This window comes from Streptomyces sp. SP18CS02, from assembly GCF_036322365.1.
Lineage (GTDB): Bacteria > Actinomycetota > Actinomycetes > Streptomycetales > Streptomycetaceae > Streptomyces.
On the sequence record NZ_JAQYXC010000294.1, the window covers coordinates 124,085 to 145,134 of the forward strand.

The 21,050-nt window shown below is 72.6% G+C and carries 21 protein-coding genes, 1 pseudogene and 1 riboswitch; of the genes and pseudogenes, 12 read left to right on the forward strand and 10 right to left on the reverse strand.

Features of this window, described 5'->3' with window-relative positions; all coding sequences use genetic code 11:
• Positions 1–172 precede the first annotated feature (172 nt).
• From PUR26_RS24910 to otsB, 3 genes are all read left to right on the forward strand, one after another.
• Entirely contained in the window at positions 173–1,441 is a 1,269-nt protein-coding gene (locus PUR26_RS24910; RefSeq protein ID WP_443077156.1) for an extracellular solute-binding protein, read from the forward strand.
• Between the two features lie 61 nt (positions 1,442–1,502).
• On the forward strand, positions 1,503–1,853 hold the full coding sequence (locus PUR26_RS24915; protein ID WP_329875195.1) for a DUF3263 domain-containing protein: 351 nt from the start codon (positions 1,503–1,505) through the stop codon (positions 1,851–1,853).
• Positions 1,854–1,890: 37 nt separating this feature from the next.
• Entirely contained in the window at positions 1,891–2,736 is an 846-nt protein-coding gene (otsB, locus tag PUR26_RS24920; protein WP_329875197.1) for a trehalose-phosphatase, read from the forward strand.
• Between the two features lie 90 nt (positions 2,737–2,826).
• Here the strand turns inward: otsB and PUR26_RS24925 are convergent, their stop codons facing one another.
• The 3 genes from PUR26_RS24925 to PUR26_RS24935 form a co-directional block, all read right to left on the reverse strand.
• Positions 2,827–3,189, reverse strand: a complete 363-nt coding sequence (locus PUR26_RS24925) for a hypothetical protein (RefSeq protein WP_329875199.1) — start codon at positions 3,187–3,189, stop codon at positions 2,827–2,829.
• Between the two features lie 80 nt (positions 3,190–3,269).
• Positions 3,270–4,679, reverse strand: a complete 1,410-nt coding sequence (locus PUR26_RS24930; protein WP_329875201.1) for an alpha,alpha-trehalose-phosphate synthase (UDP-forming) — start codon at positions 4,677–4,679, stop codon at positions 3,270–3,272.
• Positions 4,680–4,725: 46 nt separating this feature from the next.
• Entirely contained in the window at positions 4,726–5,667 is a 942-nt protein-coding gene (locus tag PUR26_RS24935; RefSeq protein ID WP_329875203.1) for a glucosyl-3-phosphoglycerate synthase, read from the reverse strand.
• A 117-nt stretch (positions 5,668–5,784) separates the two neighbouring features.
• Positions 5,785–5,971, forward strand: a riboswitch (SAM riboswitch).
• On the opposite strand from PUR26_RS24935, the gene thrC reads away from it, so the two are divergent.
• The 4 genes from thrC to groL all read left to right on the forward strand — a co-directional run bounded on the left by thrC (position 5,965) and on the right by groL (position 10,234).
• Positions 5,965–7,275 carry a threonine synthase gene (gene thrC / locus PUR26_RS24940; RefSeq protein ID WP_329875205.1) on the forward strand — a complete coding sequence of 437 codons (1,311 nt, stop codon included), beginning with the start codon at positions 5,965–5,967 and terminating at the stop codon, positions 7,273–7,275. It overlaps the preceding riboswitch by 7 nt.
• Before the next feature lie 18 nt (positions 7,276–7,293).
• The gene (locus PUR26_RS24945; RefSeq protein WP_329875207.1) at positions 7,294–7,572 is read left to right on the forward strand and encodes a MoaD/ThiS family protein; all 279 of its coding nucleotides are present in this window, start codon (positions 7,294–7,296) and stop codon (positions 7,570–7,572) included.
• A gap of 445 nt (positions 7,573–8,017) precedes the next feature.
• A complete protein-coding gene (locus PUR26_RS24950; protein ID WP_008743607.1) occupies positions 8,018–8,224 on the forward strand; it encodes a cold-shock protein in 207 nt (68 codons plus the stop codon).
• 387 nt (positions 8,225–8,611) lie between these two features.
• Complete coding sequence (gene groL, locus PUR26_RS24955) at positions 8,612–10,234, forward strand: chaperonin GroEL (RefSeq protein WP_329875216.1); 1,623 nt, start codon at positions 8,612–8,614, stop codon at positions 10,232–10,234.
• A 150-nt stretch (positions 10,235–10,384) separates the two neighbouring features.
• Here groL and PUR26_RS24960 read toward each other — a convergent pair.
• A pseudogene (locus tag PUR26_RS24960) lies at positions 10,385–10,552 on the reverse strand (transcriptional regulator); the annotation flags it as partial.
• Positions 10,553–10,668: 116 nt separating this feature from the next.
• Between PUR26_RS24960 and PUR26_RS24965 the strand changes: the two are divergent.
• Together PUR26_RS24965 and PUR26_RS24970 are read left to right on the forward strand one after the other, a co-directional pair.
• On the forward strand, positions 10,669–10,884 hold the full coding sequence (locus tag PUR26_RS24965) for a hypothetical protein (RefSeq protein WP_329875218.1): 216 nt from the start codon (positions 10,669–10,671) through the stop codon (positions 10,882–10,884).
• Between the two features lie 237 nt (positions 10,885–11,121).
• Positions 11,122–11,814 (forward strand): ester cyclase, encoded by a 693-nt coding sequence (locus PUR26_RS24970; protein WP_329875220.1) that lies wholly within the window; start codon positions 11,122–11,124, stop codon positions 11,812–11,814.
• A 119-nt stretch (positions 11,815–11,933) separates the two neighbouring features.
• On the opposite strand, the gene PUR26_RS24975 is transcribed toward PUR26_RS24970, so the two are convergent.
• From PUR26_RS24975 to PUR26_RS24985, 3 genes are all read right to left on the reverse strand, one after another.
• Positions 11,934–13,550 (reverse strand): PTS transporter subunit EIIC, encoded by a 1,617-nt coding sequence (locus PUR26_RS24975; protein WP_329875222.1) that lies wholly within the window; start codon positions 13,548–13,550, stop codon positions 11,934–11,936.
• A gap of 112 nt (positions 13,551–13,662) precedes the next feature.
• Positions 13,663–14,703 carry an N-acetylmuramic acid 6-phosphate etherase gene (gene murQ, locus PUR26_RS24980; protein ID WP_329875224.1) on the reverse strand — a complete coding sequence of 347 codons (1,041 nt, stop codon included), beginning with the start codon at positions 14,701–14,703 and terminating at the stop codon, positions 13,663–13,665.
• Between the two features lie 23 nt (positions 14,704–14,726).
• On the reverse strand, positions 14,727–15,641 hold the full coding sequence (locus tag PUR26_RS24985; protein WP_329875226.1) for a MurR/RpiR family transcriptional regulator: 915 nt from the start codon (positions 15,639–15,641) through the stop codon (positions 14,727–14,729).
• Positions 15,642–15,706: 65 nt separating this feature from the next.
• Between PUR26_RS24985 and PUR26_RS24990 the strand changes: the two genes are divergently transcribed.
• Together PUR26_RS24990 and PUR26_RS24995 are read left to right on the forward strand one after the other, a co-directional pair.
• A complete protein-coding gene (locus PUR26_RS24990; RefSeq protein WP_329875228.1) occupies positions 15,707–16,063 on the forward strand; it encodes a hypothetical protein in 357 nt (118 codons plus the stop codon).
• Positions 16,060–16,341, forward strand: coding sequence for a DUF4031 domain-containing protein (locus PUR26_RS24995; RefSeq protein WP_329875230.1), 282 nt, complete (start codon positions 16,060–16,062; stop codon positions 16,339–16,341). Before PUR26_RS24990 ends, PUR26_RS24995 begins: the two co-directional genes overlap by 4 nt.
• Positions 16,342–16,398: 57 nt before the next feature.
• On the opposite strand, the gene PUR26_RS25000 is transcribed toward PUR26_RS24995, so the two are convergent.
• On the reverse strand, positions 16,399–17,352 hold the full coding sequence (locus PUR26_RS25000) for a LysR family transcriptional regulator (RefSeq protein WP_329875232.1): 954 nt from the start codon (positions 17,350–17,352) through the stop codon (positions 16,399–16,401).
• A gap of 63 nt (positions 17,353–17,415) precedes the next feature.
• On the opposite strand from PUR26_RS25000, the gene PUR26_RS25005 reads away from it, so the two are divergent.
• Positions 17,416–18,570: an MFS transporter gene (locus PUR26_RS25005; protein WP_329875234.1), complete on the forward strand. Its 1,155-nt coding sequence runs from the start codon at positions 17,416–17,418 to the stop codon at positions 18,568–18,570.
• Positions 18,571–18,609: 39 nt separating this feature from the next.
• Here PUR26_RS25005 and PUR26_RS25010 read toward each other — a convergent pair whose 3' ends face one another.
• Together PUR26_RS25010 and PUR26_RS25015 are read right to left on the reverse strand one after the other, a co-directional pair.
• Complete coding sequence (locus PUR26_RS25010; RefSeq protein WP_329875860.1) at positions 18,610–19,860, reverse strand: Cmx/CmrA family chloramphenicol efflux MFS transporter; 1,251 nt, start codon at positions 19,858–19,860, stop codon at positions 18,610–18,612.
• Between the two features lie 356 nt (positions 19,861–20,216).
• A complete protein-coding gene (locus PUR26_RS25015; RefSeq protein WP_329875236.1) occupies positions 20,217–20,933 on the reverse strand; it encodes an HD domain-containing protein in 717 nt (238 codons plus the stop codon).
• Positions 20,934–21,050: the final 117 nt, after the last annotated feature.

Below are 21,050 nucleotides of genomic sequence, written 5' to 3' on the forward strand. Positions count from 1 at the left end.
TGGCTCCTACGGCGTCGTACGCGTACAGGGCGTGAACGTGCCGGGTCGTGCGCGGCGGCGAGTGCCCTCACCCGGCAAGAGTTGCAGAAGCGATACCCCGGTGGTGTAGACCTCATCCCCCTGCATGAGGGAAAATCGCAGCTCAACGTAGAGCAAAGGGTGGGAAACAGTCGTGCAGCGCCGCTACAAGGGACTGACCGCGGCGGTAGCCGCACTGAGCATGGCGGCGACGCTGTCCGCCTGTGGATCCTCCGGGGGCTCGGGGGACGTCACCCTGAAGCTGGTGGCCGCCGACTACGGCAGCAGCGAGGCCAACACCTCCAAGAAGTACTGGGACGATGTGGCCCGCTCGTTCGAGAAGGGTCACCCCGGCATCAAGATCGACGTCCAGGTCCTGTCCTGGAAGGACGTCGACCGCGAGGTCGCCGAGATGGTGAAGAACGGCGCGGCCCCCGACCTGGCGCAGATCGGCGCGTACGCCGACTACGCCGAGCAGGACAAGCTCTACGACGTCGACAGCCTGGTGTCCGTGCCCACCCAGGCCAATTTCCTGCCACTGCTCAGCAAGGCGGGCGAGGTCGACCGGGTGCAGTACGGCCTGCCGTTCGCGGCCAGCACGCGCCTGCTCTTCTTCAACGAGGACCTCTTCGAGAAGGCGGGCGTCAAGGCGCCCCAGAGCTGGGACGACATCGAGAAGGCCGCCAAGGCCCTCAAGGGCGAGGGTGTGAAGTACCCCTTCGCGCTGCCGCTCGGCAGTGAGGAGTCCCAGGCCGAGACGATGATGTGGCTTCTCAGCGGCGGGGGCGGCTACCGCGACTCCACCGGCGGCACCTACGAGATCGCCTCGACCGAGAACATCGAGACCTTCACCTGGCTGAAGGACAACCTCGTCGGCGAGGGCCTGACCGGTCCCGTCGCCCCCGGCAAGCTCGACCGCCAGCAGGCGTTCGACGCCTTCACGCGCGGCGAGGTCGGCATGCTCAACGGCCACCCCACGCTGATGGAGAAGGCCGAGAAGGCGGGTGTGAAGGTCGGCAAGGTGCCGCTGCCCGGCGTCAAGGGCAAGGCCAAGGCCGCGATGGGTGTCGCCGACTGGATGATGGCGTTCAAGCAGAACGGCCACCGCAAGGAGATCGGCGAGTTCCTGGACTACGTCTACGAGGACAAGAACGTGGTCCGGTTCTCCGAGCAGTACGACATCCTGCCGGTCACCGTCACCGCCAGCGCCGCCATGCAGGCCAACCCCGCCAACGCGGACCTGAAGGAGTTCCTGCAGGCGCTGCCGGCCTCGGAGCTGTACCCGGTGGGCGAGACCTCCTGGGCCAAGGTCAGCGAGAGCGTCAAGAAGAACATCGGCAAGGCGGTCGAGCCCGACGGCAGCCCGGAGAGCGTGCTGGAGCAGATCGCCCGTGACGCCAGGGACGCCGAGGCGGCGGAGTAGGGCTGCGGGACACCCCCTACGGGCTTTCCGTCCGCATCCCGGCGGGCGTTATGTTGCTGATATGACCGCCGATCCCGACCCCCGCCCGGACGCCCGCTCCGAGGCCGGTTCCGAGCCCGAGGCCGAGGCCGGTTCCCAGCCCGAGCCAGAGCCCGAGGCCGGTCCCGTACCGGCCTCCGCCGCGCCGTCGGGGCTCACCGGCCGGGACCGCGCCGTCCTCGCCATGGAACGGCGCTCCTGGCCGGGCCCCGGCGCCAAGGAACGCGCGATCAGGGAACAGCTCGGGTTCTCCCCGGTCCGCTACTACCAGCTGCTCAACGCCCTCCTCGACGACCCGAGGGCCCTGGCCCACGACCCCGTCACGGTCAACCGCCTGCGCCGGATGCGGGAGTCCCGCGAGGCCCGCCGCTGAGGTGTGCGGGGGCGCCGCCGTGGATAGGGTCCGGAACATGGGCAGCAACCCGGAACCCTTGCCGCGTCCCGCCACTTCAGCCGGCCGTGACGGCCTCGCCGCGATCCTCGCGCGGCCGGAGCGGGCGCTCGTCGCCCTCGACTTCGACGGCACGCTGGCCGACATCGTGCCCGACCCCGAGCAGGCCCGCGCCCACCCGGCCGTGGTGCCCGCGCTCAGCGCGCTGGCACCGCGTGTCGCCTCCGTCGCCATCATCACCGGCCGCCCCGCCGGGGTCGCCGTGCGGTACGGCGGCTTCGCCGGGGTGCCCGGCCTGGAACACCTCGTGGTCCTCGGGCACTACGGCGCCGAGCGCTGGGACGCCGTGACCGGCACGGTCACCGCCGCCCCCGCGCACCCGGGCGTCGCGGCGGTCCGGGCGGAGCTGCCCGGCTTCCTGGAGAGCGTCGGCGCCTGGCGCGGCACCTGGATAGAGGAGAAGGGCCGGGCCGTCGCCGTCCACACCCGGCGGGCCGACGACCCGCAGGCCGCCTTCGAGGCGCTGAAGGGCCCGCTGAGCGACCTGGCCGCCCGTCACGGCCTGGTCCTCGAACCGGGCCGGATGGTGCTGGAGCTGCGTCCGCCCGGCGTCGACAAGGGCGTTGCCCTCACCGAGTACGCACAGGAGATCGGCGCCGCCGCCGTCCTGTTCGCGGGCGACGACCTCGGCGACCTCGCGGCGTTCGCCGCCGTCGAGAAGCTGCGCTCCGACGGGGTGCCCGGGCTGCTCGTGTGCAGCGGCACGGAGGTCCCGGAGCTGGCCGACCGCGCCGACCTCGTCCTGCCGGGCCCGGCGGGCGTGGCCGAGACCCTGGCCGCGCTGGCCCGCGAGGCGTCCCGCTAGGGAGCGTCGCGCCCTTGCCCCCGCCCGCGCGCGGGGAGCGCTCCCGCCCGCGCCCGGGGCGGGAGCGGACGGGCCCCGGCAGGCGCGTCCTCACCGCCGTTCGGGCGGGCGCACCTCCGTGCGGTGGTCGTACACCGCCTTGGCGCAGATCACCGCTGCCCCGACCACGACGAAGGAGACGTACCGCACCGCCCCCGACGTCCACAGCGCCACCGGCACCAGCAGCAGCGCGCCGCCGAGCAGCAGCATCTGGCTGCGGAAGCGGCTCCCGGGCGGCTGCCGCGTCTCCATGTCCGTCAGACCGCCCAGCGCCTTCCTGGCGGGGTTCCGGGCGCCCCGCCGCCGGTACATCGCGTAGTCCAGCAGCAGGCCCACGCCCACGTAGAGCGCCAGCGCGCCCAGGAACCAGAACCACTCGGTGGACGAGTCCGGTAAGCCGTATGCCAGGTTCATGACCAATTCTCCCTTCCCGCACCCGGCTGCCCCGGACGCCGCCGCTTACGCGGCCGCCCGGGGACGGGAAGGGGAACGCCTCACTCCGCCGTGGCGAGCAACGCCTCCAGCTGGTCCAGGAACCAGCGCTCCGGCGGCAGGGCGGTCGCCGCCGCCGCGAGGTGCTTGGTGCGCTCCGCCCGCTCGTGGTCCGGCATCGTCAGGGCCTCGTGCAGCGCCGCCGCCGTGCCCGTCACGTCGAACGGGTTCACCGTCACCGCGCTGTCCCGCAGCTCCGCGTAGGCGCCCGCCTCCCGCGACAGCACCAGCGCACAGCCCCGTTCGGAGACGACCGGCACCTCCTTGGCGACCAGGTTCATACCGTCCCGGATCGGGTTGACCAGCGCCACGTCGGCCAGCCGGTACGCGGCGAGCGAGCGCGCGAAGTCGTCCTTCACATGCAGCACGACCGGAGTCCAGCCCTCGGTCCCGTACGTCGCGTTGATCTCCCCGGCGACCCGCGAGACCTCCTCGGTGTACGTCCGGTAGACCTCCAGGTCCTGCCGCGAGGGGTACGCGAAGGCGAGGTGCACGACCCGCTCGCGCCACTCGGGGTGCTCCTCCAGCAGCGTCCGGTACGCCAGCAGCCCCCGCACGATGTTCTTCGACAGCTCCGTGCGGTCCACCCGCACGATCGTCCTGCGGCCCTCGCCGATCTGCTCGCGCAGCGCCGCCATCCGCTCGTCCACGTCCGGCCGGTGCGCGCGCTCCCGCAGGAAGTCCGCGTCGGCGCCCAGCCCGTGCACCCCGATCCGCGTCGTGCCCGTACCGCCCACCAGCTGCCCGCAGCACGCGGCGAACGCGTCCGCCCACCGCTGGGTCAGGAACCCCAGCCGGTCCGCGCCCAGCATCCCCAGGAGCAGCTCCTCGGCGATGTCGTCCGGCAGCATGCGGAAGTAGTCGGCGGGCGCCCACGGGGTGTGCGAGAAGTGGCCGATCCGCAGGTCGGGGCGGAGCTCGCGGAGCATCCCCGGTGCCAGCGCCAGGTGGTAGTCCTGGATCAGCACCGCGGCCCCGGGCGCCGCCTCCGCCGCCAGCGCCTCCGCGAACGCCCGGTTGTACGTCCGGTAGGCGCCCCACTGCCGCCGGAACTCCGCGTCGAAGACCGGCTCCAGCGGTGTCTGGTACAGCATGTGGTGGACGAACCACAGCACCGAGTTCGCGATGCCGTTGTACGCGTCGGCGTGCACGCCGGCGTCGATGTCGAGCATGCGCACCCCGGGCTCGGCGATGCCGTCGCGCACCGCCTGCCGGTCGCCGTCGCCCAGCGCGGCGCACACCCACAGCGCACCGGCGTCCGGCCCGATCGCCGACAGTCCCGACACCAGCCCGCCCCCGCCCCTGCGGGCGTCGAGCGTGCCGTCCTCGCGCGGGACGTAGCTCACCGGTCCGCGGTTCGAGGCGACCAGGATCCGGGCTGCTTCGTGTTCGTGACGCTCCTCGGAGACCATGTAGCCGAACCTAGCCCGAAGCGGAAACGCTCAAACGTGCGGCCGGTCACGCCACGCGGCGGCGCGCGTACTCCGCGATCCCGGCCATCGGCGGCCGCTCCTCCGTGTCCACCGGGTGCGTACGCGGTACGAAACCGTCGTCGCCCCGGTCGAACTGGGTCAGCCGGGGCCGCACCAGATGGCCCCGCGACAGCCGCAGCTGGGCCGTCCGGTAGATCGCCGCCGCCATCCGGCCCAGCGCCCGGTCGTCCTGATGGCGGTGCAGCCGCACCCCCACGTCCACCTGCGCCAGCGCGTCCAGCCCGACCGTGTGCAGCGCGTCGACCAGCAGGCCCAGCTCCACGCCGTAGCCGACCGGGAAGGGCAGCCGCTCCAGCAGCGAGCGCCGCGCCGCGTACTCGCCGCCCAGCGGCTGGACGAACCCGGCGAGCTGCGGCCAGTGCAGGTTCAGCAGCGGCCTGGCCACCAGCTCGGTCACCCGCCCGCCCTGACCGGGCGCGTCCCCCAGCGGCCGCTCGTACATCGCCTTCACGAACTCCACCGACGGGTCGGTCAGCAGCGGCCCCACGATCCCCGTCACGAAGTCCGCCGAGAACTCCCGCAGGTCCGCGTCGACGAAGCACACCACGTCCCCGCCGGTCACCAGCAGCGAGCGCCACAGCACCTCGCCCTTGCCCGGCACGGCCGGTATGCGGGGGAGTATCGCGTCCCGCGCCACCACCCGCGCCCCGGCGGCCGCGGCCACCTCCGCCGTACGGTCGGTGGAGCCCGAGTCGATCACCACCAGCTCGTCGACGAGAGGCACCTCGGCCGACATCAGCTCACGGCGGATCACGGTGACGATCTCCCCGACCGTCGCCTCCTCGTTCAGCGCGGGCAGCACCACGCTGACCCGCGTCGAGCGCTTCGCCGCGAGCAGCATCCCGAGCGGCCGGTCGGACACGGACCAGGACCGCCGGGGCAGCCAGCGCTCCACCTCATCCAGCACGTGATCTCCATCTCGCGGGTCGGACGACCATCTCAACCGCCCGGTGTGTTCGGTTACAGTCTTGAACAACGCGGATGACCGTCGCATGTCGGGGGCCCGCGCCACACAATCGAATACCGCTCATCCAGAGGGGCAGAGGGAAACGGCCCGTTGAAGCCCCGGCAACCCTCCAGTCGGCACTCGCCCACCCGTCCCGGTCACCATCCCGGTGGTGCACCGCGCACGCGTGGAATTCCGCGAGGCCCCGGCTAGGGAAGGTGCCAAATCCGTCTCATGGCGAGATGCGCCATGAGGAAGATGAGGAGAAAGGGCCTCGCCTCCATGGCTGTACAGACTGTTGCCACCCCCAAGACCGTCGACCTCGGTCCGGCCGCCGCGCTTTCCTGTCGGGAATGCGGTGAGCGTTTCCCCCTCGGCCCGATCTTCGCCTGTGAACTGTGTTTCGGGCCGCTGGAAATCGCCTACGACCTGCCGACCGGTGACCCGGAGGCCCTTCGCGAGCGGATCGAGGCGGGCCCCGCCAACATCTGGCGATACGCACCGCTGCTGCCCGTCCCCGCCGACGTGACGGACAAGCCCAACCTGAACCCCGGCTGGACCAAGCTCGTCAAGGCCGACAACCTCGCCCGCGAACTCGGCGTGGCCCCCGGAAAGCTGTTCGTCAAGGACGACTCCGGCAACCCGACGCACTCCTTCAAGGACCGCGTCGTCGCGCAGGCCCTGGAGGCCGCCCGCGCCTTCGGCTTCACCACCCTCTCGTGCTCCTCCACCGGCAACCTGGCCGGCGCGGTCGGCGCCGCCGCCGCCCGGGCGGGCTTCCGCTCCTGCGTGTTCATCCCGCACGACCTGGAGCAGGGCAAGGTCGTCATGGCCGCGGTCTACGGCGGCGAGCTCGTCGGCATCGAGGGCAACTACGACGACGTGAACCGCTTCTGCTCCGAGCTCATCGGCGACCCGCTGGGCGAGGGCTGGGGCTTCGTCAACGTCAACCTGCGCCCGTACTACGCGGAGGGCTCCAAGACCCTCGCGTACGAGATCTGCGAGCAGCTCGGCTGGCGGCTGCCCGACCAGCTGGTCATCCCGATCGCCTCCGGCTCCCAGCTCACGAAGATCGACAAGGGTCTCCAGGAGCTCATCAGGCTGGGCCTCGTCGAGGACAGGCCGTACAAGATCTTCGGCGCCCAGGCCGAGGGCTGCTCCCCGGTCTCCACCGCCTTCAAGGCGGGCCACGACGTCGTACGGCCCCAGAAGCCGGACACCATCGCCAAGTCGCTCGCCATCGGCAACCCGGCCGACGGCCCCTACGTGCTGGACATCGCCCGCCGCACCGGCGGCGCGGTCGAGGACGTCGACGACGAGCAGGTCGTGGACGCGATCAAGCTGCTGGCCCGCACCGAGGGCATCTTCGCCGAGACCGCGGGCGGCGTGACGGTGGGTGTGACCAGGAAGCTGATCGAGGCCGGCCTCCTCGACCCCACGCTCACCACCGTCGTCCTGAACACCGGTGACGGCCTGAAGACCCTCGACGCCGTGGCCCCGACCACCGGCCCGACCGCGACCATCCGCCCCAGCCTGGACGCGTTCCGCGACGCCGGCCTGGCCCGCTGAAACCCTGAGGAGAAACCTGTGAGCGTCAACGTCCGCATCCCCACCATCCTCCGCACGTACACGGGCGGCCAGGCCGAGGTGTCGGCCGAGGGCGGAACCCTCTCCGAGGTCATCGCGTCGCTGGAGGCCAACCACCCGGGCATCGCCGCCCGCGTCCTGGACGACCAGGGCAAGCTGCGCCGCTTCGTCAACGTCTACGTCAACGACGACGACGTGCGGTTCGAACAGGGTCTGGAGACCGCCACGCCCGACGGCGTGGGCGTTTCGATCATTCCCGCCGTGGCGGGCGGCTGCTGACCGCCCACCTTTTCACCCGCACAACTGTTGCCCCCTCCGCACCGGAAAGCGGAGGGGGCAATTTGCAGGGTTGAGCGCGGTAGAGTTGGGGAAGTCCCCGCCGCTGCAGGTGCCCCGCGCATATGAGAATGCGCCGCGCCCCATCAAGAAGCAGCCAAAGTGTCCATGTGCAATGCGCCGAATGCGTGCTTTGTCGGGCCCGACTTGCCCCGGATTCCGCTCAATTCGCCGATATTTCCGTTCACGGGCGCTCGGATTTCTCGTCCGATTGACCTGTTGCAGAGGGCAGTTGGGCAGATACATTCAGCCGCGGTCGACGCGTTCCGGCGCACGTCTCCTGGGTTCTTACGGGCCTCCGGGTCCAGGGATTCATCGGGGGGCGAGGTCTGACCCAGGGTCCGCGAAGTGCGGTCCTGCGCAAGGGCCAGTAATAGGGGAGTTAGGCATGGCTCAGGGCACCGTCAAGTGGTTCAACGCGGAGAAGGGGTACGGCTTCATCGCGGTCGACGGTGGTGCGGATGTTTTCGTCCACTACAGCGCGATCCAGATGGACGGGTACCGCACCCTTGAAGAAGGTCAGCGGGTCGAGTTCGAGATCTCGCAGGGCCAGAAGGGTCCGCAGGCGGACATGGTCAAGCTCGCCGCCGGCTGAGTGCCGCGCGTTCGATCGACCATCGACTCAGCAGCGCCGAGGGGCTCGTATCCGAGGAGGGATACGGGCCCCTCGCGTATGCCCGCGCCCCGCGCCGGGGTCCCGTACGCCCCCGCGGGGGCCCGTGACGGCGCCGCCCGCGCCTGCCCGTGAGCGCCCTGGCGCGTCTGCCCGGATCCGGCTGTCCGATACCCGGTGGGCGCTTGCACTCGCAGGGGTCGAGTGCTAATCATTGCGTTAGCACTCTGACAGTGAGAGTGCCACCGAAGGACCGGGTCGGTGAGGCTCGCAGGCCGGTGGGGCAAGGAACCACAGGCGTGCAGGCCGTCCGTCGCGGGCACCAGCGCGGTCCGGCTTTTCCACCCCTGTCCGGGAGGACCACTTCACATGGCCAAGATCATCGCGTTCGACGAGGAGGCACGGCGCGGCCTCGAGCGCGGCATGAACCAGCTCGCCGACGCCGTCAAGGTGACCCTGGGCCCCAAGGGTCGCAACGTCGTCCTCGAGAAGAAGTGGGGCGCCCCCACGATCACCAACGATGGTGTTTCCATCGCCAAGGAGATCGAGCTCGAGGACCCGTACGAGAAGATCGGCGCCGAGCTGGTCAAGGAAGTCGCCAAGAAGACGGACGACGTCGCCGGTGACGGTACGACCACCGCGACCGTCCTCGCCCAGGCGCTCGTCCGCGAGGGTCTGCGCAACGTCGCCGCCGGCGCCAACCCGATGGCCCTCAAGCGCGGCATCGAGAAGGCCGTCGAGGCCGTCTCCGGTGCGCTGCTGGAGCAGGCGAAGGATGTCGAGACCAAGGAGCAGATCGCTTCCACGGCCTCCATCTCCGCCGCCGACACCCAGATCGGCGAGCTCATCGCCGAGGCCATGGACAAGGTCGGCAAGGAAGGCGTCATCACCGTCGAGGAGTCCCAGACCTTCGGTCTGGAGCTGGAGCTCACCGAGGGTATGCGCTTCGACAAGGGCTACATCTCGGCGTACTTCGCCACCGACATGGAGCGTATGGAGGCGTCGCTCGACGACCCGTACATCCTCATCGTCAACTCGAAGATCAGCAACGTGAAGGACCTCCTTCCGCTGCTGGAGAAGGTCATGCAGTCGGGCAAGCCGCTGCTGATCATCGCCGAGGACGTCGAGGGCGAGGCCCTGTCGACCCTGGTCGTCAACAAGATCCGCGGCACCTTCAAGTCCGTCGCCGTCAAGGCCCCGGGCTTCGGCGACCGCCGCAAGGCCATGCTGAACGACATCGCCATCCTCACCGGTGGCACGGTCATCTCCGAGGAGGTCGGTCTCAAGCTCGAGAACGCCACCCTCGACCTCCTGGGCCGCGCCCGCAAGGTCGTCATCACCAAGGACGAGACGACCATCGTCGACGGCTCCGGTGACAGCGAGCAGGTCCAGGGCCGCGTCAACCAGATCCGTGCCGAGATCGAGAACAGCGACTCGGACTACGACCGCGAGAAGCTCCAGGAGCGTCTGGCGAAGCTGGCCGGCGGCGTGGCCGTCATCAAGGCCGGTGCCGCCACCGAGGTCGAGCTCAAGGAGCGCAAGCACCGCATCGAGGACGCGGTGCGCAACGCCAAGGCCGCCGTCGAGGAGGGCATCGTCGCCGGTGGTGGCGTGGCCCTGCTCCAGGCTTCCTCGGTCTTCGAGAAGCTTGAGCTCGAGGGTGACGAGGCCACCGGTGCCGCCGCCGTGAAGCTGGCGCTGGAGGCCCCGCTGAAGCAGATCGCCGTCAACGGTGGCCTCGAGGGCGGCGTCGTCGTCGAGAAGGTGCGCAACCTTCCGATCGGTCACGGTCTGAACGCCGCGACCGGCGAGTACGTCGACATGATCGCCGAGGGCATCCTCGACCCCGCGAAGGTGACCCGCTCTGCCCTGCAGAACGCGGCCTCCATCGCGGCGCTGTTCCTCACCACCGAGGCCGTCATCGCCGACAAGCCCGAGAAGGCCGGCGCGGCCGCCCCGGGTGGCATGCCGGGCGGTGACATGGACTTCTGATCCTCCCGGATCGGACACGTCCTTCACGTTCCGAGGGCGGCACCCCTTCTTCGAGGGGTGCCGCCCTCGGGCGTTTCGACGCCCAAGCGCCTGCCGGGAAGCACGCGCAGGCCCCGGAGCTTGAGCTCGGGGGCCATCTGCGCCGTTCCCCATGCGGCGAGTTCCCGCCTCCGGTTGACCGATGAACGAGCCGCTGACGAAGAGCGGCCGGCCCGGCGCTTCCCGGCCGGGGCCCGCGTTTTCGCTGGCGTGACGCGGTTCCGCGCCGGGCAGCGCCCTCGGGGAGGAGGACGGATCGAGCTCCTCGGGTCCGGCCACGTGTCAACTCCCGTGTGCACCGATGGGGTTGTTGAGCCGTTGCCACTGTTCAGGCCGGCCCTTGATCGACCACTCTGTGCAGGGATCCCGGACACGGAGAGTGGAGGTGCCAGGTCATGGCGATGCGATCGACGGATCGGCTGCGGGCGGCCGAGGAAGTGGTGGCCCGGCTGCGCGGAGCGCTGGGCGAGGCGGGCGTGATCCTGCCGTCCCTGCGCGTGGACCCGGTGACGGCCGCGAGCGACGTGGCCTGTCCGTTGGTGGACCTGGGGCGGTGCAACCTGGACATGGCGATGCGGATCGTCGCCGTCCTCCACGAGGCCCGCCGGTGACGGGCGGCGACGGGTACGCGGTCGAGGCGCGGGACGGGCGCGTCGGCCGGGTCATGGGGGGCGTCGGCGGCTGCGCCCGCCCGGCGGCGGACGGGAGTGGGACGGCCCGGTCCCTGTGCTGAGCACGGCACCGCCCGGAGAGGTCCTGCGGGTGCGGGTGTGGGAGCTCGACCGGCGGGGCGCCTGCCCAGAACCATGAGCCTAGGATGAACATATCCGCCCACATCGGGAGACGTCATGACATTCGTGCAGCTCATCGACTGTAAGACCGAGCGGTTCGACGACATGAACCGGCTCATGGACCAGTGGGTCGAACAGACCAAGGGCAAGCGGACCGCCACCCACAGCGTGATCGGCAAGGACCGGTCGGACGACAGCCACTACGTCGAGATCGTCGAGTTCCCCTCGTACGAGGAGGCCATGCGGAACTCCCGGCTGCCGGAGACGGGCCGGATCTTCCAGGAGATGGTCGCCCTCTGCGACGCCGAACCCACCTTCACCGACCTCGAAGTGGTCCGGGACGAGCAGCTCAACAAGGAGCTCGCCCGCCGGTTCTTCGGCGAGATAGCGCAGGAGGGCAACCTCGGCCTGATCGACGAGGTGTTCGCGGCCGACTACCGCGATCACGACATCATGAAGGAGGAGGACGTCACGGTCGGAAGCCACGTCATACGCGGTGACGTCAGTGGATGGCGCGACGCCTTCGACTTCCGCTTCGACATCGACCGGCAGATCTGCGAGGGCGACGACGTGTGCACCCTGTGGACCTGGACCGGTACCCACCAGGGTGACTTCATGGGACGGGCACCCACGGGCAGGCAGTGCACCATGACCGGCACCACCGTCTTCCGGTGCCATGACGGGAAGATCCAGGAAGGCTGGTTCCACTTCGACGTCATCTCCCTGATGCGGCAGCTCGGCGTGGGCTGAGTCCCCCCCCCGGGCCGCCCCCCGGCCCCCACGGCTCCCCACCGACTGCCCACCGACTTCCCGCCCCTGCTCGCCCCCCGCGCGCAGGGGTTGGGTGCGGCCGGGGGCCGACGCGGGGGCTACACGGTGGCGGGCTCCTTGGCCGGGCCCCCGTCGGCCGGGCCTCCGTCGGCCGGGGTGGCGGGGGGCGTCGCCCCCTCGGCCGGGTCCACGTCGAAGTCGAGGAGCAGACGCCTGCCGAAGCCGAAGAAGTACGTGGCCAGGAAGCCCATGACGTACCCGGTCAGCAGCCCGCCCGCGTAGATCGCGACCGTCGTGCCGTCCAGGCCCCGGTCACCGGCCAGGAGCGGGAAGAGCGCCCAGCCCGACGGGCCGATCGCGGTCGAACCGACCTTGTCGCCCAGCATGCTGAACAGCCCCACGAATCCGCCGCCGAACGCGCCGCCCACGCAGGCGGTGACGAACGGGCGGCCCAGCGGGAGCGATACACCGTAGATCAGGGGCTCGCCGACCCCCAGCAGCCCGGCCGGCAGCGCCGACCTGATGGTGCGGCGGATCGAGGTGTTGCGGCGGAGCCTGACGTACACGGCGACCGCGGCACCGACCTGGCCGGCGCCCGCCATCGCCAGGATGGGGAGCAGCACGGTGAAACCCTGCTGCTCGATCAGGGTGGTGTGGATGGGGATCAGCGCCTGGTGCAGGCCCAGCATGACCAGGGGCAGGAAGAGCCCGCCCAGCACGAAGCCCGCGCCCGCGCCGCCGTGGACGAGGAGCCAGTCGGCGAAGTCGCCGATCGCGGCCGACACCTCGCCCGCGACGAACATCAGGCCGTAGAGGGTGACCAGACCGGAGACCAGCACGGTCAGTGTGGGGGTGACGAGGACGTCGAGCGCCTCCGGTACCCGGCGGCGGCACCACTTCTCCACGTACACGGCCAGGACCGCCGCGCCCAGCGCGCCGAGGACACCGCCCTGCCCGGGGGAGAGCCGCTGACCGAACGCCTCGATCCTCGCCACGCCCGCGTAGACGATGATCGCGGCCACGGCGCCGCCCAGGACCGGCGTACCGCCGAACTCCTTGGCGGTGTTGAAGCCGACGAAGACGGCGATCAGGGCCATGAAGCCCGAGGCGATGGCGGCGAGCGCGGGGGTGAGCGCGGGCAGCCAGTGCAGATTGACGAGCAGACCGTTCAGGCCCGCGATGATGCCGCAGCCGATGAGGGCCGGGATGAGCGGGACGAAGATGTTCGCGATCCTGCGCAGGAAGATCTTGAACGGGGTGGAGTTCCGTGACGTCCGCGCGGCCCGGAGGGCGGCGCCCTGGGCGGCGAGGCCATCGGCGGTCGCCGGTGCGGGGCTCGCCGGTGTGGAACCGGTGGGGCTGGTAGAGCCGGTGGGGCCAGTGAGGCCGGTAGAGCTGGTGGGGCCAGTGGGGTCGGCGGGCGTGGGGGCGGTCGGTTCGGTCTCGGACCGGCCGGCCTCGACCAGGGCCTCGAACTCGGGGGTGACCCGTGCGACCGTTCCGGGGCCGAGGACGACCTGGTACGTCTCGTCCTCCACGACCCCGAGGACGGCCGGCAGGGCCTTGAGCTCCTCGTCCTGGACGAGGGCACGGTCGCGCAGCCCGAGGCGGAGGCGGGTCATGCAGTGGGCGACGGAGGTGATGTTCCCGGCGCCGCCGACGAGGGGGAGCAGGGCGGCGGCGATGGCGCGGTTCTTCGCGTCGGGTGGGGTCATGGTGGCACCTTGCTGTGGGGGGCGTACAGGGTGCTGTGGGTGGGGGAGGGGGCCGGGCGGGGCGCGCTCACGGGCGAGGGGGGCCGGGCGGGGCGCGCTCACGGGCGAGGGATCAGGGCGCGGTGTGCGGGGGCGCGGTGCGGAGGGCCGCGTGGAGCGCTGCCCTCAGGTGGCCCTGGGACTGGGCCAGCAGAAGTGCCGCCGTGGGCGCGTCGACATCACCGAGGAGGGTGAGGATCGCGTTCTTCACCTCGCCGTCCGTGGCGGCGAGGGCGGCCTCGATCTCCTCGTCCGGCGCGCCCGTGGCGAGCGAGACGATCCGGCGTGAGCGGGCCCGCAGCTTGTCGTTCGACGCGCGGACGTCGACCATCAGGTTTCCGTACGTCTTGCCGAGCCGGATCATCGTGATCGTCGACAGCATGTTGAGGACCAGCTTCTGCGCCGTACCGGCCTTCAACCGGGTGGATCCGGTGAGCAGTTCGGGGCCGACGACGACCTCGATGCCGTGTTCGGCGGCCGCTGCCAGCGCGCTGCCCGCGTTGCAGGAGAGGCCGATGGTCAGCGCGCCGACACTCCGGGCGTACTCGACCGCCCCGATCGCGTACGGAGTGCGGCCCGACGCCGAGACCCCGACCACCGTGTCGTCGGCCGTCAGGGCGAGCGCGGCCAGGTCGTCCGCCGCCAGCGACGGTGAGTCCTCCGCGCCCTCGACGGCCTCGACCATCGCCGTGGGGCCGCCCGCGATCAGCCCGATGACCTGCGAGGGGTCGGTGTTGAAGGTGGGCGGGCACTCGCTCGCGTCCAGCACGCCCAGCCGTCCGGCCGTCCCCGCGCCCGCGTAGACCAGCCGGCCGCCGCGCGCCATCCGGTCGGCGGTCGCGTCGATCGCCGCCGCCAGCCGGGGCAGCTGCGCCGCGACGGCGCCGGGGACGGCGTGGTCCTCGCCGTTCATGATCCGCGCGATCTCGGCCGTCGGGAGCCGGTCGATCTCCGCCAGCTCGGGCCGGTACGCCTCGGTGGTGAGGGTGGCCAGCTGCGCCTGGAGTTCGGCGGGTGCCGAGGCCGGTGCGGTGGTTGAGTGCGGGGCGGCGGAGGCAGAGGCCGGGGCCGGGGAGTGCGTCGCGGAGGACGTCGAGGGGTGCGTCGAGGTCATGGGTGCGCGGCTCTTTCGGACGATCAGCGGGTGCGGGGCGAGTGGCGGTGGGCGAGCGCCTCGTAGGAAGCGGCGAGCGCGGGTGCGGCCGTCTCGTACGTGCGCTGGGTGACTCCCGTGAAAAGGCAGTCCACGACCAGGAGTTGGCTGGTACGCGACGACATGGCCGCCGGGCGCAGCTCGCTCTCGCGGGCCGTGGAGGTCGTCAGCAGGTGATCGGCGTACTGCGAGACCGGCCCGTCCGGGCGGCCGGTGATCGCGACCGTCGTCGCTCCGTGGTCGAAGGCGACCCGGAGCGGTTCTATGACGTCGCCGGTGGAGCCGGAGTGCGTGATCGCGATGGCCACGTCGCCGGCGCGCAGCTGCACCGCGTTGGTGACGGCGAGGTGCGGGTCGCTGTGCGCGTGGGCGATCAGGCCGATGCGCAGCAGCTTCTGGGCGAGGTCCTGGGCGACCAGGCCGGAGGCGCCGACGCCGTAGATGTCGGTGCGCCGGGCGGCCGCGAGGGCGGTGACGGCCGCGCCGAGCTGGACCGTGTCGAGGCCGGCCGCCGTGTCCGCGAGGGTCTGCTGTTCGTCGTAGGCCAGCTTGGCGACGACGTCCGCGATGGGGTCGTCGACGGCGATGTCGGCGGTGACGGACGGGGCCCGGCCGGACTGCTGCTGGGCCGCGAGCCCGGCGAGCGCCAGCCGCAGGTCCCGGTAGCCCGGATAGCCGAGCAGCCTGGCGGTGCGGACCACGGTCGCCTCGCTGGTGCCGGTCAGCTCGGCGAGACCGGTGACCGTGAGGGCCGCGCAGCCCGCCGGGTCGCCCGCGACGGCTTCCGCGACCCGCTGCATGGAGCGCGTCATGGACGGCGCGAGCGTGCGCACCTTGGCCGCGAGGGCGGCGGGCGCCGGTGCGGTGGCGCTGAAAATTTCCTTCACGTCATTGGTCACATCTGAAAGGTATTTTCAGGCATCTGGGCCGTCAACCCTTTCCGCAACCGGGAGACAATGGCCGCATGAACGCGTTGGACCCCCTCGAACAGGCCCTTCACGCCGCGCGGGCCCTGGTCCTCGCCGACCTCGTCGCGCGCGACGTCGCCGAGGCGGAGGTCGTCTCGCTCGTCGAGGAGGCGGTGACCCATCGCCGCTGGTGGGTCGAGCAGTGGCCGGACGGCATCGAGTACGTCGCCGGGCTCGTCGCCCAGGACGTCCAGGACGCCCTGCTGGAGCGGTACGGGCGCTGGCCGCTGTGCCCCGTGTGTGACGCGGGGGACCCCCACGCGCTGGACGTGGAACCGGAGCTGGGCCCCGATCCGCACTGGGTGTGCGGCAAGGCGGGCGTGGTGGTCGCTCCCGTGGGCGGCCTCTCGTGACGGTCTACATCGACCCGCCGGACTGGCCGGGCCACGGTCGTATGTGGTCCCACATGGTCAGTGACGTGTCGTTCGAGGAGTTGCACGCCTTCGCCGCGTCGATCGGCGCCCCGCCCCGCGCCTTCGAACGGGACCACTACGACATCCCGTCCCAGCGGTACGCGGACGCGGTGGCGGCCGGGGCCGTCGAGGTGGGCTCGAAGGAGCTGGTCCGCAGGCTCACCTCCGCCGGACTGCGCCGCCCGAAGCACCGGCCGGCGCCCGCCGCTCCGGCCTGAGCCCCTGCTCTCCGGTCCCGCCGGGCCTCCGGGAGCCCGACCGGCCCTCACCGGCCCTCACCGGCCCTGACGGGCCACACGAGTGGGCCCTGATCCGGTACGGAGTCCCTGGGCCGTCCGGGTGATCGCCTCGGCGAACGCGCGGATGCGCGCCGTCTCCCGGCTCCGGTGCCACACCAGGCCCAGCGCCGACTCCGGCAGCCCCTCGACCGGTACGAAGGCGAGGGCGCGGCGCCCGTGGTACTCGGCGGTCGGGCGGCACAGCAGCATCGCGCCCCGGTCCGCCGCCGCCAGCGTCAGCCCCTCCTGGAGGGTGGCCACCAGCGGGCCCGCCGGTATCCGCGTCCCGCCGGGCGTGCGCTCGGGTGCGCCCGCCCGCCGCCAGTACTCCGGCGCCGGGCCCCGTATCCCGATCAGCGCGCACCCCGCCAGCTCCTCCGCGGGCACGGACGCCCGCGCCGCCAGCGGATGGGCCGCCGACACCGCCAGCGTCTGCGGCTGCCGTGAGAAGACCGGTCCCAGGACGAGGTCCGGTTCCTCGACCGGCAGCAGGACGACGGCGGCGTCCACCTCGTCCCCGCGCACCGCGCCGAAGGGGTCCGCCAGCGGCACCTCGACGATCTCCGTCGTCACCCCCGGGTGCCGGTCCTGGAGCAGGGCGACGGCCCGCACGATGTGGTCGTTGAACGTGCCCTGGAACCCGATCCGCAGGGTGCCCTCGACCCCGCGCGCGGCGGCCCGGACGGTCTCGAGGGTCGTGTGCAGGGTCTCGTACGCCGGACGCAGATCGGCGACGAACCGCTCGCCCAGCGGGGTGAGCCGCACCCGGCGGCTGGTCCGCTCGACGAGCCGGGCGCCGACGCGGCTCTCCAGCGAGCGCAGCAGTTGGCTGATCCGGCTCTGGGACACGTACAGCCGCTCACCGGTCCGTCCGAAGTGCAGCTCCTCGGCGAGGACGAGGAACGCCTCCAGCTCCCTGATGGCGACGGTTCCGGACGATCGATGAGTCATGCTCATGGAAGCGTGAGGGAACGGCCGTTGTTCCCGTCCGCCCGCCGCAGTTGCCTGGGAGGCATGGCACAGACCGAGAAGTCAGACACCGTACGGAGCGGCGGGCGGGCCGCCGTCGCGGCCGTGGCGCTCGCCACCTTCACCGTCGTCACGTCCGAGATGCTGCCCGTCGGGCTGCTCTCCCCCCTCAGCGGCACGCTCGGTGTCACCGAGGGCACCGCGGGGCTGACGCTCACCGTCACCGGGCTGGTCGCCGCCCTGTCGGCGCCGCTCGTCGCGCCCGCGCTGGGGCGCCTGGACCGGCGGTGGGCCCTGGTCGCGCTGATGGGGCTCGTCGCGGCCGGGAACCTGCTGGCCGCCTGGTCGCCGCGGTTCGCCGTGATGATGGCCGGGCGGGTGCTGGTCGGGGTCGGCATGGGCGGGGTGTGGGTCGTCGCGGCCGGACTGGCGGTACGGCTCGTGGCGCCGAGGGCGGTGGCCGGGGCGACGTCGTCGATCTTCAGCGGGATCGCCGTGGCGTCGGTCCTGGGCGTACCGGCCGGGGCCTGGCTCGGGGAGTCGGCCGGATGGCGCGCGGCGTTCGCCGCCGGCGGGGCGCTGGCCCTGGTGGTGGCCGCGCTGCTGGCCGTCCTGCTGCCGCCGCTGCCGGCCGGGCCCGCCGTACGGCTGGGCGGGGTGGCGCGGCTGCTCGCGACGCCCGCGCTGCGGACCGGGCTGCTGGTGGTGGCGTTCCTGGTGACCGGTCACTTCGCCGCGTACACCTATGTACGGCCCGTCCTCGAACAAATCTCGGGCGTGGGCGCGCCGATGGTCGGCGCCCTGTTGCTGGCGTACGGCGTGGCGGGCGTCGCGGGGAACTTCGCCGCCGGGGCGGGCGCCGGGCGGGCGCCGCGCGCCACGCTGCTCGTCCTCAGCGGGACGCTGGCCGCGGCGGTCCTGCTGCTGCCGTCGCTGGGCGCCGCGCTGCTGGTGGTGTGGGGCCTGGCGTACGGGGGTGTGTCGGTGGCCGCCCAGACCTGGGTGATGTCCGCCGTACCCGCCCCGGAGGACCGGGAGGCGGGCTCGGCGCTCTTCGCCGGGGTGTTCAACGCGGCGATCGCGCTGGGCGCGCTGGCGGGCGGGCGCGTGGCGGACGGCTTCGGAGTGGAGAGCGCGATGTGGCTGGGCGGCGCCCTGGCGGCGGTGGCGCTGCTGGTGGGCCGGGCGGGGCGGGGGTAGGAAGGGGCCGCGGGCCGGGTTGGAGGCCCGGCGCGGCCGTCAGAGGCGGGCCCTGTCCGGTTCCGGGGCGGATTCCGGGGCCGGGCCGGCTTCCCGGGCCGGGGCCGGGGCCGGGGAGGCGGAGGCCACCACCCGGCCGTGGCCCCTGCGGCTGTGCACCCGCAGCGACACGGCGGCCGCCGCGAGGGCCACGAGCGTCATCGCCGCCCCCGCCCAGGCGGTCGACGAGAAGCCGAGGCCGGCGTCGATGACCGTACCGCCCAGCCAGGGGCCGCCCGTGTTGCCGAGGTTGAACGCGGCGGTCGTGGTGGCGCCCGCCAGGGTGGGGGCCGCGCCCGCCACGTCGAACATCCGGGCGTTCAGCGCCGGGGCCGTGTAGAAGGCCGAGACACCGAGGAGGAAGGAGAGCGCGACGGCGGCGACGGGGCTGTGCGCGAGCAGGGCCAGCGCCACCAGGAAGACGGTCGACGCCGTGATGCCGCTCAGCAGCACCCGGAACAGGTGCGCGTCGGCGACCCAGCCGCCGATCGTCGTACCGATCAGCGCCCCCACGCCGAACAGACCCAGCACCACGGGCACCCAGCGCGCCTCCAGGCCGGCCACGTCGGTCAGGAGCGGCGCCAGGTACGAGAACGCGCAGAACACGCCACCGGCCGCGAGCGCGGTGACCACGACGGCCAGCCACACCTGGCGGTCGCGGTAGATCGTCAGCTCACGCCGCAGCCTCGGCTTCTCGGCGGGCAGCGGGATGCGCGGGATGAGCGTGACCACGCCGATGAGCGCGATCACCGATGCCCCGCCGACGGCCCAGAACGCCGACCGCCAGCCCCAGTACTCGCCGAGGAAGGCACCGGCGGGGACGCCCAGGACGTTGGCTATCGACAGGCCGCCGATCATGACGGCCATCGCCCGTGCGCGGGCCCCCGGCGGCACCATGGCGATCGCGACGGACGCCCCGACCGCCCAGAACCCGGCGCAGGCGAGCGCGCTGACCACGCGCGACGCGAAAAGGATCTCGTACGAGGGCGCGAGCGCCCCCGCGAGCTGCCCCAGGCCGAAGGTGGAGATGAGCGCGACGAGGGTCGTCCTGCGGGGCAGCCGCAGCGTCGCGACGGCGAGGAGCGGCGCTCCGATCACCATGCCGATCGCGAAGGCCGAGATCAGCAGCCCGGCCCGGGGGATCGAGACGTCCATGTCGTCGGCGATGGGCGGGAGCAGCCCGGACAGCATGAATTCGCTCGTGCCGAGCGCGAAGACGGAGAGGCCGAGGATGTAGACGGCCAGCGGCATCCGGGCGCGCTCGGGCGTCCGATCGGTAGGGGAGGGCATGACAGGTGCGAACAGCGGGAGAACGCCTGACATTCCCGGCCGGGCCGGCGCCCGGGGCCCGCCCGTCCGGCTCCTCGTCGCCGCGCCCTCCCGTCGGCGGATCCCGGCGGGCCACCAGCGGCGGGGCCCGTCACCGTGCTCGCGGCCTGGTGGGGGAGCCCGCCCAGGAGCCCTCGGACCGGCCCGGGACGGCACCGGGCCGGCCACGGCCGGGAGAGGGCCACGGCCGGGAGGCGGCCACGGCGGGGAGTGCGCCGGTGAAGGGTGTGACGGGGATGGTCGCGGGCCGTGGCGGTGGCACCCCCACGGCCGGCGTGTCAGGCGGTGCCGGTGAGCAGGTGCAGCTCCGTGGTCAGGTTCCGGCGCGCCCGCTCCTCCCACTCCCGCTCGCCGTACGGGGTGCGGAACAGTCGTGGCAGGCCGAGGAGCTGGCGCAGCACCGCCGCGCGGCCCGTGCGGAACGCGTCGTCGGGGACGAAGCCGTACTCCTCCCGTACGGCGGCCGCGTAGGCGGCGTACGCGTCGGGGGCGGCGGCCAGGACCGCCAGGTCCGCGTCGCACAGGACGTCGCCGTTGCCGTCCCCGGGCGCGGGGTCGTGGGTGATCGTCAGCAGGACGAGGCGGGCGACCTCGGCCGTGCGGGCCGGGTCGACGCCGAGCTCGGGCAGGGCCCGCTCGGCGAGGCGGGCGCTGCGCTCCTCGTTGGTGGAGCGCTCGGGGTCGTACACGGCGTCGTGGAACCAGGCGGCGAGCCGGACCAGGGCGGGGTCGTCGGCGTACCGCTCCAGCTCGTCGACCCGCTGGAGCACCGCGAGCAGGTGATCGGTCGTGTGGTACCGGCGCTGCGGCTCGGCCCAGCGGGCCAGCAGGTTGTCCGCGTACCGGTCCGGTGCGGGCGCGTCCGGGGCGACCGGGGCGTCCGGGGCCGCGTCCCGGGCGGGCCGGCGCCCGGACGCCGTACGGGCGGCGGCCACCGCCGCGGCCCACCGGTGGCGGAGGTCGGTGTGGGCGGGGTGCTCCGGGAGTGCGGCCATGGGGCCATTGTGCCGGGCGGTGCGGGGGGCCGAACGGCGGACGCCGTGGTCCCGCCCGGCGGCGGCCGGGTCGGCGCGGCGCCCGTGCCCGGCCCGCGCGACCCGTGGCCGGTCGGT

Bases quoted from the DNA above. Each gene is read 5' to 3' on its own strand.
- PUR26_RS24915 (WP_329875195.1), top strand. From the start codon at position 1,503: ATGACCGCCGATCCCGACCCCCGCCCGGACGCCCGCTCCGAGGCCGGT.
- otsB (WP_329875197.1), top strand. From the start codon at position 1,891: ATGGGCAGCAACCCGGAACCCTTGCCGCGTCCCGCCACTTCAGCCGGC.
- PUR26_RS24925 (WP_329875199.1), bottom strand. From the start codon at position 3,189: ATGAACCTGGCATACGGCTTACCGGACTCGTCCACCGAGTGGTTCTGG.
- PUR26_RS24930 (WP_329875201.1), bottom strand. From the start codon at position 4,679: ATGGTCTCCGAGGAGCGTCACGAACACGAAGCAGCCCGGATCCTGGTC.
- thrC (WP_329875205.1), top strand. From the start codon at position 5,965: ATGAGGAGAAAGGGCCTCGCCTCCATGGCTGTACAGACTGTTGCCACC.
- PUR26_RS24950 (WP_008743607.1), top strand. From the start codon at position 8,018: ATGGCTCAGGGCACCGTCAAGTGGTTCAACGCGGAGAAGGGGTACGGC.
- groL (WP_329875216.1), top strand. From the start codon at position 8,612: ATGGCCAAGATCATCGCGTTCGACGAGGAGGCACGGCGCGGCCTCGAG.
- PUR26_RS24965 (WP_329875218.1), top strand. From the start codon at position 10,669: ATGGCGATGCGATCGACGGATCGGCTGCGGGCGGCCGAGGAAGTGGTG.
- PUR26_RS24970 (WP_329875220.1), top strand. From the start codon at position 11,122: ATGACATTCGTGCAGCTCATCGACTGTAAGACCGAGCGGTTCGACGAC.
- PUR26_RS24975 (WP_329875222.1), bottom strand. From the start codon at position 13,550: ATGACCCCACCCGACGCGAAGAACCGCGCCATCGCCGCCGCCCTGCTC.
- murQ (WP_329875224.1), bottom strand. From the start codon at position 14,703: ATGACCTCGACGCACCCCTCGACGTCCTCCGCGACGCACTCCCCGGCC.
- PUR26_RS24990 (WP_329875228.1), top strand. From the start codon at position 15,707: ATGAACGCGTTGGACCCCCTCGAACAGGCCCTTCACGCCGCGCGGGCC.
- PUR26_RS25000 (WP_329875232.1), bottom strand. From the start codon at position 17,352: ATGACTCATCGATCGTCCGGAACCGTCGCCATCAGGGAGCTGGAGGCG.
- PUR26_RS25005 (WP_329875234.1), top strand. From the start codon at position 17,416: ATGGCACAGACCGAGAAGTCAGACACCGTACGGAGCGGCGGGCGGGCC.
- PUR26_RS25010 (WP_329875860.1), bottom strand. From the start codon at position 19,860: ATGCCGCTGGCCGTCTACATCCTCGGCCTCTCCGTCTTCGCGCTCGGC.
- PUR26_RS25015 (WP_329875236.1), bottom strand. From the start codon at position 20,933: ATGGCCGCACTCCCGGAGCACCCCGCCCACACCGACCTCCGCCACCGG.